This is a genomic window from Methanosarcina hadiensis, assembly GCF_046529725.1.
GTDB lineage: Archaea > Halobacteriota > Methanosarcinia > Methanosarcinales > Methanosarcinaceae > Methanosarcina > Methanosarcina hadiensis.
Genome location: NZ_CP136241.1, coordinates 3,370,392 through 3,386,125 on the forward strand (window position 1 = coordinate 3,370,392; position 15,734 = coordinate 3,386,125).

Here is a 15,734-nt window from a genome sequence, read left to right on the forward strand (position 1 = left end):
AGTAATATCCTCTAACCAGTATATAAAGCTATAGTTAAATGCCTCGCATAGTATATAAATGCTATATATAAAGGATATAAATGCAACAGAAAAGCTTAAATCGTGGGCGCCAGTAGGATTAAAAAAATTAGGAGAGAAAAGGGCACCCGAGTTGGCTTTAAAGTGAATTATCTTCACAACTTTTTAAGCCTTCAATAATAGCATCATATTTTTTGCAAACTCTTTCAAGAAGATCTCCTTCCACACTGCGGTGAGTTGGGACCAGGATTTTAGCCCCTTTCCCGATACTAACGCCTTCGGTTGAAGTCCCGTAATCAGGAGCAATAAGGATGCCGTCAGTAGAGATCCTTATATTAAGGTCATTAACGATTTTTGAAACCATTTCGGTTGCAGGCTTTACTTTCTTCTCAATAAGAAGGGCTGAAGCTATGTACCTTTCCCTGGCTTCCCGAATCTTCCGGAGGGATTCTTCTACCATTCCGGGGTCCACCTCATCGGAAAGCTCTTCGGACATTAAAGAAATTGCTTCAATAAGGTCTCCAAAGGTTGTCGAGCGCACCTCGAGGATTTCGCCGTCACAGTGCTGCTTTACAGCGTCAAGGTAGCCGGCTGTGACCACGAGTACATCGGCTTCAAGAAGACGGGAGATCTCTTCTTTGGAAGGGCAGTAAGCATTTGCAACAAAATAGTCCTTAATTCCGCACATTTTCATAAGTGGTTCGTACATTGGAGTTACGGCAATGGTCTTTTTCCCGACCCAGAGGTTTATCTCACTCTGTCCGCCCTGAGCCCTTAATAGCTCGATTATTTTTTCTTTTATGGCTTTAGGGTCGTTCTTTTTGAGCCCGAAATAATCTGCAAACAATGAAGTTGTGGAAAGCTGCCTGCTCCTCCCGCAGGGCACGGAATCGACAAAACCCCTTTCAATCAGGTCTTTTATATGGTCATAGGCTCCACTGCCTCTCATTTCGATAAGATCGGACTGGAGAAGAGGCTGATGATAGGCAATCATGGATAAAGTCCTCAGTTTAGGTGCTGAGAGCTCTTTTGGGGCGACCTCCCTCATAAGTTCGGAATACTCCGGCTTTACCTGCATGACATAGCGGTCCCCAAGGTCCAGGATTTCAAGACCTGATTTACGGGAAGAGTAAGCCTCCATCAGCTCCTGCACTGCAGAAGAGACATTTTTTTTCGGCTTTCCGGTAATCTTCATAAGTTTTTCAAGGCTTACTGCCCTGCCTGCAGCAAAAAGAGCCGCTTCGATAATTTCAAGCTCACTCATAAATTTCACGACCAGAAAAGAGAATAAAGTATACTCAGGTAATTAACTTGCTTCTTCAGGAGAATCCGAATTTATGCATTCAGGTTCAAACGAAAGGATTTCAGGATGCCCTGCCTCTCCGGGTTCTGAAACAGCTTCTGTTAAGTCCTGTTTCATCTGGTGAAAAAGAGGGGGATTGTTTTCCGTGGAAAAACCGGATTCTTCACCGGGATAAATATACAGTTCTTTGAAAAGCTCATTCTGGAAAAGCCAGATTTTTCTGCTTGAAGCAAGGAAAAGAAGGGAAAGGTAATCCATAATTTTGTCTTCACTCATTTGAGCCAGGAAAGAAAATTCCACAACAGGCTGCTTCATAAAGAGTTCAACAAGCCTTCCCCAGATAAGCACAAGCCTTGAGCCGATAGCCTCGTCATGGGCAATCCCGAGCACATCTCCTGTAGCAGGAAGGGCATCAGGGACATCAGACTCTTCCGCTGCCAGGCGGGATTTCCTTTCATTTTTCCTTGATAGCGTCTTTTCGGCTTTTTTTAGTTCCACAATAAGTTCGTTCAGAGTGACAGGTCTTGTGGAAATGCGCCGGACAGGAAGCTTCGGAACAGGGAACTCATCAGGCTCAGGCAGCTCTTCGTCATCGAAAAAGCCAGTGTCAAAGTCCTCTTGTTCCTCCTCTTCTGGTTCCAGGATTAATGAAGATTTCATCCGGAGAAGAATAGCAGAATAAAGGAGAGTCCTTGAAGAAATCCTGAGGTCCATTTTCTGGAGTTCTTCTATCCTGTTCAGAAAAGTATCGGTTAGCTGTACAACATCAATATCCCAGGGATCGATCTTTCCGTCTTTTGCAAGTTCGACCAGAATGCCCAGGGGCTCATATGTGTCAAATTCAGAGAGGTCAAGAAGAGAAAGGTCAATGCCGAGGTAAGAAAGAGTTGTCGAAAGCCCGAAAGCTTCAGGGTCTGAAAAAAGAGAATCCTTTTCCCCGGAATCACAGATCTCGGGAGAAGCAAGTCCGGAAATATCAAGTGCCGAATTGTCTATGATTTCAGCCATTAAGCTTCACTCCGGTAATACTCGTGATATTATTCTCCTGCATTGTAACCCCGATCGTCCGGTTTGCAGCCTGAATCATGGGTTTTCTTAAAGAAACAACAATGAACTGGACCTTTGAGCCCGATGTTTTAACTCGCCTTGAGACTCTCTCCACATTCCAGCCGTCAAGGAACATGTCAATTTCGTCAAAAGCATAGAACGGAGCAGGGCGGTACTGCTGGATTGCGAATATAAAAGCAAGTGCAGTAAGACTCTTTTCTCCTCCTGACATGGCTTCTATGCGCTGGAGGGTTTTTTCTTTCGGCTGGGCCCTCAAAGTCATCCCTCCGGCAAATGGGTCGTCCGGGTTTTCAAGCAGGAGTTCTCCCATGCCGTCGGAAAGTTCGTAAAAGATCTCTCTAAAGTTAGCATTAATGATTGTATAGGCTTCCATAAAGGCGTCCCGCTTAAGCTGTTCATACTGGTCAATGCGTTCCAGGAGCTGTTCCCTCTCGGTAAAGAGCGTATCGCGTTTGCCCTGCAGGTCGGAAAGCCTGAACTCTACCTCGTTATATTCATCTATTGCCCGCATGTTTACAGGTTCAAGCCTGCGCATGGCTTCTTCGATTGCCTGAATCCTCATGTAAACGGTTTCATAACTCGGGACCTCTGAGGTCTCTTCGAGTCCTCTCCTCCGTACCTCTTCAAGCAGCTGCTTTTCCTGGTCGAAAAGTGCATTTTTCGTAGCTGTGAGAGTAAGTACCTGCTGCTTTGCCTTTTCAAGGGTTGTTGCAGCTATGCTGACCCTGCGCTTTACAGCATTATGTTCAGCCTGAACATTTTCCCTTTCTTTCTGGAGCCCTATAAGCTCGTCGGAAAGCTGGAGTTCACGTTTCTGTTTCTCTTCAAGCTGCGCTTCAAGTTCAGTGATTTTTGCTTTAAGAGAATCCACTCTTTCACGTCTTGAAGCTTTCTTTTCATCAAGATCTCTTATAAGCTCCTTGGCTTCGTTGATCTTCTGCTCAGCATATTCTTTTTCAAGATGCAGGGCATTCAGGCTGGCTTCCGTATCCCTTATCCTGCCGTCGAGCCTGCGGAGTTCTTCGTCAACAAAATCGGCTTTTTTATTGATTTCGGGTAGGGGAGAATCAGCAAGCTTTGCCTCAAGTTCGGCAACCTGAGCCTCAAGTTCAGCTGCAATGCTTTCCTTTTCCGCCTTTTCAGCAATTACCCTGTCCATTTCAGCCCTGAGCTCGGTTCTCGATTCTTCTATTGCTTTCAGGTCTGCCTGTTTGGCTTCAAGGAGCTCTGCAAGTTTTGCTTCCCTGCCAGCAATTTCCTGAATCTCGAGCTCTTTTCTGGAAATCGTAGACTCACAGTCGCGGATCTTCCGGCTCAATTCAAAAACATGGCTTTCAATGCTGTCCTGTTTACTGATTGCCGCATTCCGGCTTGCATCAAGGGACCTTATCTCTTCCGCAAGCTCAAGGAGTTTATCTTTTTCCGCAGCGGCAAAAGAGATACCTGATTTTGAAGAAAGAGAGCCCCCGACCATTGCCCCGCTCTTTTCAAGAAGCTCGCCTTCAAGAGTGACCATTCTCGCCCTTCCCATCAGGCGGCGGGCACTGGAAAGGTCTTCCATAACCAGGGTATCCTGAAAAACATACCAGAAAGCAGGCTCGAAGGCTGGATCGAATTCGATAAGGTCAATTGCGTAACCAATTACTCCGTTTTCGTAATTTAGGCTTTCAAGCCTTCTTGAATCTCTCATTTTATTAAGCGGAAGAAATGTAGCCCTGCCGCCTTTTTTCCGTTTAAGGAATTCTATAGCTTCTGCAGCATCGGCGTCAGTATCCACGACAATGGCTTGCATCCTGTTCCCTGCAGCAACCTCAAGGGCAGCCGCATACCTGCGGTCTACTTTTCCTAACTGAGCAATGGTCCCGTGGATTCCGAAGAGGTCTTCCTGCCTGGAAGCCCCGATTACCATTTCGACGGCTCTTGAGTAACCTCCGCCCTGTTCCGAAGCCCGGACTCTTGCCTCGGCAATTGCATATTCCTGCTGGAGGGTGTGAAGCCTGCTCTCAAGTTTCTTTATGTCTTCTTTGATCCTGAAATGGCTGCTCTCTATATCGTCGCGGTCTTTTATGAGAGACTCAAGGTTATTCGTGAGTTTTTCTACTTCATACTGGACAGAAAGTGTATCGCTGTCCGAAGCAGTGACTGCGGCCTGTGCGTCCTTGATCTGGTTTTCAATCTCACGCAGTTCCGAGGACTTCCTCCTGAGAGCGTCAAGAAGCCTGTCTTCATTCCGGATAAGCTCATTCTTTTCGTTTTTAACATCCTCGAGCTTTTTGCGGGCAGCCATAAGCTCGTCCCTTGTTGCTGCAAATTTTGCATCTATATCGGCAATCCTGCTCTGAAGCAGCATACGCTCGGTCTTTCTTTCGAAAAGTTCTGCAGAGATGCTTTCCTTCCTTACGTTTTCAGTTTCTATCTTCTCTTCAAGCTCTCTAACCTTGCCTTTTGTGGAATCAATGTCAACGAATGCTTTTCTGCGCCGTGCATCAGCTTCTTCGAGTTCTGATTCGGTAACTTCGATGCTGTCAACGCAGCGGGATATTTCCCCTTTTGTTTCCTCTATTTCCCTTTTAACCTGCAGCTGTTCGTCTTCCCCTTTTTTCCGGATTTCAAGGGAGAGGTTTTCCAGGGATTTTTCAAGGGCTTCCAGTTCCTGGATCCTTTCGTTCAGCAGCACCTGTACTTTTTCGAAGTGCTCTTCTTTCCCTGAGAGTTCCTTATCCACATTTTCCAGTTCGGCCCTGGCGTCCTTGAGTTTGGAGAGAAGGACATAACCTTCAAACTTAATCTTCTCATCCTTTAGAGACTGGTATTTCAGGGCCTGGTCCCGTTCCCCTGAGAGCTTTTCGAGCTGGGTACGCACTTCTTCAAGGATAATGTCCACTCGTTCAATCTGCTGCCTGACAATTTCAAGCTCCCCAAGTGCTTTTTGTTTGCGCTCGTCAAACTCCGCAACCCCGGCAATCTCGTCAATAATCTTTCGCCTTTCTACAGAGCTCATGGAAATAATCTGTGTGACATCTCCCTGCATTACAACGTTGTAGCCTTCGGGCGTTACTCCTGCCTTTGCAAGCTGGGAATGGATTTCACCAAGGCTCACGGCTTTTCCGTTAAAATAAAAGTAACTGTAATAGGCATTTTTTGTCCGCCTGACCTTTCTTGAAACTTCAATTTCATCGAGCTCTAACGGCATTTTGCGGTCGGTATTGTCAAAACGGATCGTAACCTGGGCAAAGTCAGGCTTTTTGGCCTCGTCTCCATTATAAATAAGGTCCGTGAGTTTTTCAGCCCTCAGTGTCCTGGAACTCGTGAGCCCGAGTGCAAAGAGAATCCCATCTATGATGTTTGACTTTCCACTCCCGTTAGGACCTGAAATAGTGGTGAAGTCGTTGTAAAAGGAAATCTTTACTTTTTTTCCGAAGGACTTGAAATTAACGAACTCAATCTCTTTTATGTACACAGAATGCCTCTGAGGTTTTGCGTTTTTGAGGAAATTTTCGTTTCTCTCAGCCTCGTCTCGCTCTGGAATCTTTACGGCTGCAGGTTATGAGTTCCGCATCCTCGCTATCTCTGCGGTCAACAGACTCGTCAATTATATACTTCTTAGAAGCTTTTTCGGCGATAATATATTCACACTTATAATCATCGTCCTGCCGGATTCCTGCAGGCTCTGTCCTCACAGGAGACCTGGACCTCGAAGAGACCGGCGGCCCTGGAGGGAATAAATGCCCAGAAGGAGCCTCTATTATTGGAGTTGACTGCCTGGGAGTGCCTCTAAACCTTTTTCGATCTCCGCTCTCGGCGATAATGTACTCGCACTTTGTTTCGACGGGTTCTTTGGCATCAAGCTCCCTGGGCTCAACCTCTTTTATTTTTAATTGAATTTTTGCATTTGTGCCTGGCAGGGATGCGGGAGATTCTCTGAAATCAACTGGCTCGCGTGAAGAAGGATTTTCTTTCCTGAATTCAAGTTTACGCTGTGGTTTTCTGGAAAGAGGAGGTAGGTCAAGTGGATCTTCAAGGGCAGGAACAGGAAGGGAAGGAGAATAGGTAATAGTATTTTGCTTGCCTTCAAGTGCTTTTGAAAGCCTTTCGATATCTGCTTCCAGTTTCTTTATGATCATTTTCTGGTCAAGCAGTTCCCTGACAAGACCGTCCTGAATTCCGGCAAGTTCTTTCACCCTCTGGTCAATATCTTCGGATTCGTCTTTTTTGCCGGAAATTAATTCGGACCTGATCTCGCCAAGAATTGACGCTCTGAGTGACGCAGAATCAGGAAGCCCTTTTAACTCGGCTCTTATTTCGGAAAGAATTTGATCCTTAAAAGAATCAAGGTCGGAACTATTTTCTGCCTCGGCCTGAAGCTCATTGAGAACCGAAGTCTTTATTGATTTTTTTAGAGTCTCAAGCTCCTCATAAGTAATTGAAAGGCGCCTTTTAAGCGGGGAATTGTTCATATCTCTCTGTCCAGGTCTCATGAAACTACCTCAAATAATAAACTCGGGTCCCGGGTTACTTATGTCTGCAGGTTAACTATTATGGAGTGTCATTATAATATAATTAAATCGATTTTGATCAGGCAAATTTAAATAATGTATAAAGTAGATGTAATCTTACTTTATATATATATGGGAATCGATAGTATTCAGCCGTTCCTAAATTACTTTAAATTATATTATAATAAGATGACTTTATTAACTTTTCTGAAACCGATTACAGAGACCATATGGTGAAATTAAAAAAAGAGTATAAAATATGAAATTTTCGAAGGGAGAAGATAGAGTTCGAGTAATCAGTTAAAAGGTGGAGAGGCTACTCGGAAATGCTCTGAAGAAGAAAAAAATCCATTCCTTTAAATTTTTCAGAGAAAATTATGCGTATACTGAAAAATCGCCCCTCTGAAGAGATAATATTGCTATACATAATTTTGAAACAAGCTCAATAAAAGCTGGAGATATGATATTTCAAATAAGAGTAAAGGAAATTTCATGCCAAACAACTTTTTGAGAAAAAAGTGGCCAGAAAGTAGAATAAATATTTTTCGATAAAGTTTGTATGAAAAATATTAAATAGGTGTACCAGTACGAATTCTGTCTCAAAGACTATGGAAAGAAAGAAATAAAAAATGGATTAAGAACAGTACCCAGGGAAGAAGAGGGCGAATTCATAAAGTGGGTACGGATGATGATTTGATATAAACAAACAGAAATTTCAAACAAAAAAAGTTTCAAGCCGGAATTTTTACGAAATAGATAATGAAACCCAGAAGCTAACTCTAAAACAAAAGGAGTTAAAGAGTTGGATTTCAATAGGGGTCGGTAACTTTTCTCAGGGAAGTGTTATTGAATGGACGGAATAGACTCGTCAAAGTTAAGAAGTACACTCTGCCTTGCCTGTACTTTAGGGGATGTACTGCAATCCATCTCCAGAGCAGTTTCGTTAACAATCGAACCGTGAGTTCCGGTGCTTTCGAGAAAAAGTTGAACCTCATCAACTTCCGGTTCTCTAAAATGGTCCATTTCGAAAATATCCATAATAACACTATACACATTTTTGTGAGAGTGATTGGTAATCCTGGTCATCGGAAGTAAACACGATGCACGAAGTATTAATAATTAACGTTAATAGCGAACAAAAAGAAAAGGAATAAACAAGTTTATTAATATATAAATATTGTGCCTGATGCAGAGAAATAATTACTCCGATACGGAGGAAAAGGATTACTCAACAGGAATCGCTCAATGGGAGAGGCCGGATAAAAGGGAAAAAAGAAAGATATGAAAGAAAAAGGATAAAAATAAAAATTAAAGGAAAAGAGGCCCGAAAGCCCGGATTAAAACGCCTGCCACAAGAGCAAGGACTACTGTGAAAATGACAATCATTCCAGTATCCTTTGTGCCAAGCTCATGCTTCAGTACTGCAATCGTTGCCACACACGGGACATAAATTGTAGTTATAACTGCAAACTGGTACATCTGGAGCGGGGTCATCACAGCCGCAAAATTGGCTGTACCTGCAAGTACTGCCAGGATCTGAAGCGCCATTTCTTTTCTGAGAATTCCAAAGACAAGAGCTGTTGCAGCAAAAGCCGGAAGCCCGAGAAGCCCTACGGATACAGGCTCTACAAAATCCTGGAAAATGGAGAGAAGCCCCAGGGCATCAGCAATTCCCAGGGCTGCGCTCCCTGCAAGCAGCAGAGGAAAAGCAATAAATAAAAACTCACGGCTTTTCATCCAGGTCTTCCTTAGGGTTGATTTAAGTTCAGGTTTTCTGAGAGGAGTCATTTCCATAATGAAACCGCTCCTTTGCCCGGGAAGAGTCCTCCCCAGGATCCACCCCATTGCCGCAATGATAACGATCTCAAACACATAGATAGAAACCGCAGGCCAGAAACCAACAAAAGTCCCTACAAGGCCCAGGATAATAACAGTTCTCGCAGAGCAGGGGACAAGAGAGATTAGAAGCGAAGCTATCCGCTTTTCCCTCCTTGTGCCGAGAGCATGCACTGCCATTATTGCAGGGACATTGCAGCCAAAACCAAGGACCAGGGGGATAACAGCCCTTCCGTGAAGCCCGAGCTTATGTGTCAGGTTATCCAGAAGAAAAGCTGCCCTTGTCAGGTAGCCTGAGTCCTCGAATATGGAGAGGATAGCATAGAAAACTGCAATGTACGGAATTGCAATTGCAAATCCGGCTTCTACGCCGCGCAGAGAGTAAAGAATCAGGTTTCTGAGGACAGGAGGCATGCCAAGAGTCATTGTTTCCATGGGCTGGATAATATAAGGCTCAAAGAGGTCGTTCACAATCCAGGTTTCAAGAAAGCCACCTATCCTGAATACAAGAAGAAACGTGATGAGTAATGCGGATATGAGAACCAGAATTCCGAAGTTGGGAGAGGTAAGAATTCGATCTATCCTGTCTCGAAACCTTTTTTTTGGCTCAAAATTTGAGACCACACTCTCCACTATAAACCCTGCTTCTCCGTACAGGTCTCTTGCGACGGTATCAGGAACCGAAATTCCATGATCGATTTCAATATTCTGCCTGAGGCGCCTGGCAGTAGAGAGAATTGCATGGGCTTCTGGAGGCATGCAGCATAGTTCTACAAATTCGGCGTCATTTAACAGGGCTGCGGTCTTGACACTTTGAGATGTATCGGGAAAAGTATAGTCAAGACTTGACAATGCCTGACGAATCCACTGGCTATATCTTATCCTGTGGTGCTTCTGGACTTTTCCTACCTCTCCGAGAGCTACAAGAACTACCTCATCAAGCCCTACCCCCCAGGTCGCAACAGTCGGGACCACCGGAAGACCAAGGAGTTCAGAGAGTTTATCCGTATCAATAATGATTCCAAGCTCTGCCGCCAGATCTACCTGGTTCAGGGCAATAACCATAGGGATATCGAGTTCCAGCAACCGAAGAGTCAAATAAAGATTTCTCTCAAGCCTGCTTGCATCAAGGACGTTAATAATAACATCAGGCGCGTTTTCAATGAGGTATCTCTTGGTTACCTTTTCATCTTCGTTTGTAACTCCGAGAGAATAAATTCCAGGAAGGTCAACTACTTCAATGGTTCTGTCTTTTACTTTCACATTTCCGGTTTTAAGTGAAACCGTAGTGCCCGGATAATTCGAAACTTCAACTCCGACTCCTGTAAGCCTGCTAAAGAAAACACTTTTTCCAACGCTAGGATTGCCTATGAAAGCGAATGTCAAATCATAAGAAGGACTATGTTGATCTCTATTTTCGTAATTACAGCATGAACTGGAAATCTTTACCACATCTCCATTAACCGCTCTCCATGCAAGTTATGCCAGCCTTATTCATTTTTACAGGTTCTTGCCTCTGGGAGTGATGAAAATTTTCTTTGCTATATCCCTTCCAAGGGCAATCTCAGACCCGAAAGCCATTACCGAGACACAGCCCTGTTTTTGCTTGCGCCGGACCTGAATATCTTCGCCGGTTATTATACCAAGAGAGGTTAAACGTTCTTTTGTTTCTCTTGGAAGGGTTACCCTGGCAATTGTGCCTGCACTTCCTTCTCTCATCTCATCAAGAGGGATGAACCCTTCTTCGCGCTGCAAATCATTTTTATCGATATTTATCGGATGCCCATCAGGGCAGTACTCCGGGTTTCCCATAAAATCATAAAGCTTCTCAAGCACCGAGTCCGATACCGCATGTTCAAGTTCACATGCTTCCTTATGTGCTTCCCTCCGGTCAAAGTCAAGGACTTCAGCCAGGAAGGTTTCAATCACCTGGTGCTTCCTTTTGATCCTGGCAGCTTCTTCAGCCCCTTTGTCAGTCAATTCAACCCCCTGGTAGGGTTTATACTCAACAAATCCCATCGAATGTAGCTTTTTTATCATTTCCGTCACACTGGGTGACGATACATTAAGTTCTTCTGCAATCTGTTTGGTTTTTGCAGGGCTCTGATTTTTTTTAATAAGGTATAGAATAGTTTCGAGATACTCTTCAAGTCGATCTGTATGCATTAACACCATCCCGCCAGCGCACCAGCGCATGTCCGAAATATCCAGGGCAAATAATTAGGACAACCTAAACAGCATGATCACTGGATAAATACTTTTTGTTTTTTATCTGTAAGAATAAACACCTATCGGAAATGTCCGAAAACAGAAGTTTATTACCTGAGCTCATCGAGAAAAGTTAAAATTAAAGATTACAGGAGGCATAAGAAAAAAATCTCTTAAAGCCCTGTAAAACTTTCAGATTCATAACCTTTACAGGGCTGTAAATCTTTCAGGCTTTAATAGATTTAAGAACCGCAATCTCGTTACAATCCGGAAATTTAGGGCATCTGATGCATCCGGACCAGATTTTTCTCGGGAGACTGTTTTTGTCCACTATATTGAAGCCCAGGGTTTCAAAAAACCCAGGCACGTAGGTAAGAGCAAAGACTTCTTTAATCTCGAGGTTTTTCGCATCCTCAAGGCAGGCTGAGACTAGCTTTGTGCCAACTCCTTTTCTTGCACAATCGGGTCTGACCGCGAGAGCAAGGATCTCTGCAAGGTCTTCCCATACGATGTGCAGGGCACAGCACCCCACGACTTCGCCTTCAATTTCACATACGTAAAAGTCCCTAATGTTTTCATACATCTCACTGAGGGAACGAGCAAGCATAAGCTCGTCCTTGGCGTAAATGTTGATGATCTGTTTCATCTCAACAACATCACTTATCCGGGCTTTTCTGATCAATTCCTGTTTCCTCTGAAGCGGTAATTCTATAATTTAATGAAAGTTATGCTGTTCTGCAAAGATTTACTGTACTGAAGATAGGAGATAATTGTATTTCTGAATAAGAAATTTTCCATAATTTACCTGGACATACCTGCAAAAACAGCCAGATAAAGAGAATGTAAAAACGGAAAAGGGTAACAGGAACAGGCAGGAAATGCAAAAACATACGAGTAAAAAATGGAGTTTAGCGGGCGCGAAGGGATTTGAACCCCCGATTTACAGCTTAGGAGGCTGCCGCCATATCCGGGCTAGGCCACGCGCCCATGATGAATTCCCTGAACACGGAATGAAACAGTATTGTAAAACTGCATTCCAGGTGAAAGGTGAAGTATCCATAATACCCTCATAAGATGTATATTTAATTATCGCTCCAAAGCCTGTAATTCTGCTCTATGAAAGATGTTGCAGGAAAGTTTTAAATCTAATGTAAACCATGTAACCAAACCAGGTTGACAATAAGGATTAAATTACAGAAAGATAGTTTCAGAGGGAGAGGCTAATGGATAATATAATTAACGATATTCTCCACACTACCCCGTATCCATCAAGAATTTGAATTCACCAGTCTAATTCATTCACCAGTCTAATTCATTACCAGTCTAATTCATTCACCAGTTTATTCGTTCACCAGTTTATTCGTTCACCAGTTCAATTCATTCACTGGTTCAATTCAAATATTTAAAAAAATATTTACCTGATGCTTTTTCGGTTATAAGAACTTAAACAAATAATAAAAACAAATAAAAACAACGAAAAAGCTGACAGAAAACCGGGTAAAGAAACAATATCAAAAAAGGAAAAAGCATGCATATAAGACATGATGATTCTTATCATTCCCACACTAATGAACTCAGGAAAATGGTCTTTGCATCTCTTTTTGCAGCCCTGACTGCTGCAGGAGCTTACATACAGATACCCGTACCTTTTTCACCTGTTCCTGTTACACTGCAGGTTTTCTTTGTCCTTCTTGCAGGGAGCATGTTAAAGAGCAAATGGGGAAGCCTGAGCATGATTGTGTATACCCTGCTGGGTGTTGCAGGGCTTCCGGTCTTTTCGGGAGGCAGTTCCGGGTTAGGAGTGCTTCTCGGGCCCACAGGAGGATATATCTTTGGTTTTATCATAGCTGCCTTCATTATAGGCAAGCTTGCTGAGAAAGCAGAACGCGCAGAAAAATCCGGACTTGTGGTCAATATCTTTAATATGAGCGCAGGAATTCTGATCATATATGCCCTTGGGGTTTTTCAGTTAATGATTGTAGCTGAAATGGGACTCAGGACAGCCCTTGCCCTTGGAGCTCTTCCCTTTATTCCGGGAGAAATAATAAAAACCGCAGTTGCAGCTTATATCGCTTCAACTTATAAGCTCTGAAACCTGAGACTCAATATCCTGCAAAAATGAGTCACAGGATTTTACTAAATAAATAATAAGCAACCCCGATTCCGCATGATAAGGCTCGAAAACGTATGTTATAATTACCCTGATGGAACCCCTGCTCTCAGAAACATACACCTGGCAATAAGAAAAGGGGAGTACCTCGGGATAATAGGCAGAAACGGAAGTGGAAAATCCACTCTTGCTCTTCACCTTAACGGGCTCCTGAAACCCCAGAAAGGAAAGGTCATGGTAAAGGGCATGGATACAGGAGAATATTCAAAAATCCGGGAAATCAGGAAAACTGTTGGCATTGTATTTCAGAATCCTGAAACCCAGTTTATTGGCAGGACCGTAGAAGAAGACCTTGCTTTCGGGCCTGAAAACCTTTGCCTCCCTCCGACGGAAATCCGGAAGCGGATAGATAGAGCCCTTGATGAAATAAAACTTCAAAAATACAGATACCATTCCCCAAAAGCTCTGAGCGGCGGGCAGGGACAGTGTGTGGCTCTTGCAGGAATCCTTACAATGGAGCCTGAATGCCTTGTTTTTGACGAAGTAACCTCAATGCTTGATCCTGATTCCGGAGAAGCTGTCCTTAAGCGCATAAAAAAGCTGCATGAAAAAGGTAAAACCATAGTATACACCACACATAACCTTGAAGAACTACATTCCGCAGACCGGATTATCGTAATGGACAGGGGAAGAATAGTGCTCGAAGGAGAACCCGAAAAAGTACTCCCGGATCCTTATCTTCGTGATATCGGGCTTACTCCGCCTTCCCTGATAGAACTTGCAGAGAACCTGAAAACCCATGGAATAGAAATCCCCTGGGATAAAACCTCTTCTCCTTCCAGTTTTGCGGAGGAAATATGCCGATTATTCTTGAAAACGTGAGCGTTTTTTATTCAAGAAATTCTCCTCTTGAAATTGCAGCCCTGAAGGATGTTAACCTGCGCATCGAAAGAGGGGAATTTGTGGGGATACTGGGGGAAAAAGGCGCAGGAAAATCCACGCTTACAAAACTGTTCAACGGCCTTTTGCACCCTGATTCCGGAAAAGTAACTGTTAACGGGCTTGATCCTTCCTCAAAAAAGGTTAAAAGCAGGGTAGGAATGGTATTTCAGCAGCCAGCTGACCAGCTCTTTTGCAGGACCGTATATGAAGAGATAGCATTCGGGCCACTGAATTTTGGATATTCCAGGAAAGAAACCGAAGAAAGGATCTTTGAAGCCCTTGAAGCTGTCTCTCTTTACCGTACTATGCTGTCCAGAGACCCTCTCAGCCTGAGCGGTGGAGAAATGCAGAGAGTCGCACTTGCAGGTGCCCTTGCCCTCAGGCCTGAATACCTTGTGCTGGACGAACCTATAACAGGACTCGACCCTGCCGGAAAAAAAGAAATCCTGGATACCCTTAAAAAAATAAAGGATAAAGGAACCACAATTATAACTGTAACCCACAACCTCAAAGGGTTTTTCCCATTACTGGAAAGAATAGTGCTTGTTAAAGAAGGGAGGATATGCTTTCAGGGAAGCAGAAAAGAATATATGGAGACTGAAAACGTTCCTCTTCCTCCTGTAGCTTCAATGATGAGAGAGCTTAAATCCAGAGGAATCCCGGTAGACCCGGGTATATTTACTGTTGAGGACGCCCTTGAAGAGATACTGAGGGTAAAATTACTGATTGAAAAGGAAAAGGCTGAAAAGGAGCCTGAAAAATGACCATAAAGGTCAGTCTGGAATCCGTAAAAAGTAAAAGAGAGAAGAGAGCATGAAAGAGCCTGTTTTCAGTTATATACCTGGAAAATCCTATTTACATAAGCTTGATCCCAGGACAAAGCTTGCAGCCGTAATGCTGCTGGGAATTCTGGTTTTCAGGACTGAAAGTTTTTTCGGGATGGGAGTTCTCTTTACATTTTTCATCGCCCTCACTTCATTCTCCGGACTGCCAGCAAGGGTATTTTTCCGGGCAGTAAGGCCTATGGTTCTGTTTATTATATTCATTTTTCTTGCGCAGTTGTTCTTCACAGAAGGACAGGCGCTGGTTTCTTTCGGGGTCCTGCACCCCACCTTTGAGGGGCTCCAGAACGGGATCAGGCTTTCTGCGCGGTTTATACTTCTCCTGCTTTTTGCCGCCCTTATGACGGCCAGTACTGACCCGTCCGCAATCACCAGCGGGATAGAGAGAATACTGCGTCCACTGCCTCTTAGCTGGATGGGTGTGAACTCCTATGAGCTTGCGACAATGATGAATCTCTCAATAGCTTTTCTGCCCATTCTTTTTGACAGGGTAGAACGGACAAAAGCCGCCCAGGCTTCAAGAGGCATGTATTTTGGGAAAAATCCTTTCCATTCGGTCCCTGCGCTTGCAATTCCCCTTATAAGAGGCGTTGTCAGGGACGCTGAAGAACTTTCCCTTGCAATGGAAAGCAGAGGATACCAGGGAAGCCGCAGAACCTCGATGCATGAGTTTGTAATGCAAAAAAGAGACTGGGCAACCCTTTTAATTCTGATAATTTTTGCAGTCCTTATGCTGAGGTTCTAAACGTATTTGAATGTGTGATCTATTTGGATAGTAGGTATGTAAGCCTTTAAGCCTTATTCCTCTGCAGATGCCCGCATAATAGTTTCATTTTTAGATTTTTCTTCTGCTCATTTTCTATTTTTATAATTATTTCTATTCTTATAATTATTTCTACTTTTATAATTAT

Annotated in this window: 12 protein-coding genes and 1 tRNA gene; 4 read left to right on the forward strand and 9 right to left on the reverse strand. The window is 43.7% G+C overall.

What is annotated here, in order from left to right; all coding sequences use genetic code 11:
* Positions 1-157 precede the first annotated feature (157 nt).
* The 9 genes from scpB to RSJ42_RS14590 form a co-directional block, all read right to left on the reverse strand.
* On the reverse strand, positions 158-1,282 hold the full coding sequence (scpB, locus tag RSJ42_RS14550; RefSeq protein ID WP_410507986.1) for an SMC-Scp complex subunit ScpB: 1,125 nt from the start codon (positions 1,280-1,282) through the stop codon (positions 158-160).
* A gap of 42 nt (positions 1,283-1,324) precedes the next feature.
* Entirely contained in the window at positions 1,325-2,329 is a 1,005-nt protein-coding gene (locus RSJ42_RS14555) for a segregation/condensation protein A (RefSeq protein WP_410507987.1), read from the reverse strand.
* The gene (smc, locus tag RSJ42_RS14560) at positions 2,322-5,849 is read right to left on the reverse strand and encodes a chromosome segregation protein SMC (protein WP_410507988.1); all 3,528 of its coding nucleotides are present in this window, start codon (positions 5,847-5,849) and stop codon (positions 2,322-2,324) included. Before smc ends, RSJ42_RS14555 begins: the two co-directional genes overlap by 8 nt.
* Before the next feature lie 46 nt (positions 5,850-5,895).
* The gene (locus RSJ42_RS14565) at positions 5,896-6,867 is read right to left on the reverse strand and encodes a hypothetical protein (RefSeq protein WP_410507989.1); all 972 of its coding nucleotides are present in this window, start codon (positions 6,865-6,867) and stop codon (positions 5,896-5,898) included.
* A gap of 861 nt (positions 6,868-7,728) precedes the next feature.
* Positions 7,729-7,971, reverse strand: a complete 243-nt coding sequence (locus RSJ42_RS14570; protein WP_410507990.1) for a hypothetical protein — start codon at positions 7,969-7,971, stop codon at positions 7,729-7,731.
* Positions 7,972-8,193: 222 nt separating this feature from the next.
* Positions 8,194-10,107 (reverse strand): ferrous iron transport protein B, encoded by a 1,914-nt coding sequence (feoB, locus tag RSJ42_RS14575; protein ID WP_410507991.1) that lies wholly within the window; start codon positions 10,105-10,107, stop codon positions 8,194-8,196.
* Positions 10,108-10,221: 114 nt separating this feature from the next.
* On the reverse strand, positions 10,222-10,887 hold the full coding sequence (locus RSJ42_RS14580; protein WP_410507992.1) for a DtxR family transcriptional regulator: 666 nt from the start codon (positions 10,885-10,887) through the stop codon (positions 10,222-10,224).
* Between the two features lie 268 nt (positions 10,888-11,155).
* Positions 11,156-11,611, reverse strand: a complete 456-nt coding sequence (locus RSJ42_RS14585) for an N-acetyltransferase (protein WP_410507993.1) — start codon at positions 11,609-11,611, stop codon at positions 11,156-11,158.
* Between the two features lie 230 nt (positions 11,612-11,841).
* Positions 11,842-11,916 (reverse strand) — tRNA-Arg (locus tag RSJ42_RS14590).
* A 541-nt stretch (positions 11,917-12,457) separates the two neighbouring features.
* Here RSJ42_RS14590 and RSJ42_RS14595 point away from each other — a divergent pair.
* From RSJ42_RS14595 to RSJ42_RS14610, 4 genes are all read left to right on the forward strand, one after another.
* Complete coding sequence (locus tag RSJ42_RS14595) at positions 12,458-13,021, forward strand: biotin transporter BioY (protein WP_410507994.1); 564 nt, start codon at positions 12,458-12,460, stop codon at positions 13,019-13,021.
* 75 nt (positions 13,022-13,096) lie between these two features.
* On the forward strand, positions 13,097-13,921 hold the full coding sequence (locus RSJ42_RS14600) for an energy-coupling factor transporter ATPase (protein ID WP_410507995.1): 825 nt from the start codon (positions 13,097-13,099) through the stop codon (positions 13,919-13,921).
* A complete protein-coding gene (locus tag RSJ42_RS14605; RefSeq protein WP_410507996.1) occupies positions 13,897-14,745 on the forward strand; it encodes an ATP-binding cassette domain-containing protein in 849 nt (282 codons plus the stop codon). The genes RSJ42_RS14600 and RSJ42_RS14605 overlap by 25 nt, the downstream gene beginning before the upstream one ends.
* A 49-nt stretch (positions 14,746-14,794) precedes the next feature.
* The gene (locus RSJ42_RS14610; RefSeq protein ID WP_410507997.1) at positions 14,795-15,568 is read left to right on the forward strand and encodes an energy-coupling factor transporter transmembrane component T family protein; all 774 of its coding nucleotides are present in this window, start codon (positions 14,795-14,797) and stop codon (positions 15,566-15,568) included.
* Positions 15,569-15,734: the final 166 nt, after the last annotated feature.

What these genes read in the sequence shown, in the direction of transcription:
- scpB (WP_410507986.1), bottom strand. Translation starts at nt 1,282, where the DNA reads ATGAGTGAGCTTGAAATTATCGAAGCGGCTCTTTTTGCTGCAGGCAGG.
- RSJ42_RS14555 (WP_410507987.1), bottom strand. Translation starts at nt 2,329, where the DNA reads ATGGCTGAAATCATAGACAATTCGGCACTTGATATTTCCGGACTTGCT.
- RSJ42_RS14565 (WP_410507989.1), bottom strand. Translation starts at nt 6,867, where the DNA reads ATGAGACCTGGACAGAGAGATATGAACAATTCCCCGCTTAAAAGGCGC.
- RSJ42_RS14570 (WP_410507990.1), bottom strand. Translation starts at nt 7,971, where the DNA reads ATGACCAGGATTACCAATCACTCTCACAAAAATGTGTATAGTGTTATT.
- RSJ42_RS14580 (WP_410507992.1), bottom strand. Translation starts at nt 10,887, where the DNA reads ATGCATACAGATCGACTTGAAGAGTATCTCGAAACTATTCTATACCTT.
- RSJ42_RS14595 (WP_410507994.1), top strand. Translation starts at nt 12,458, where the DNA reads ATGCATATAAGACATGATGATTCTTATCATTCCCACACTAATGAACTC.
- RSJ42_RS14600 (WP_410507995.1), top strand. Translation starts at nt 13,097, where the DNA reads ATGATAAGGCTCGAAAACGTATGTTATAATTACCCTGATGGAACCCCT.
- RSJ42_RS14605 (WP_410507996.1), top strand. Translation starts at nt 13,897, where the DNA reads ATGCCGATTATTCTTGAAAACGTGAGCGTTTTTTATTCAAGAAATTCT.
- RSJ42_RS14610 (WP_410507997.1), top strand. Translation starts at nt 14,795, where the DNA reads ATGAAAGAGCCTGTTTTCAGTTATATACCTGGAAAATCCTATTTACAT.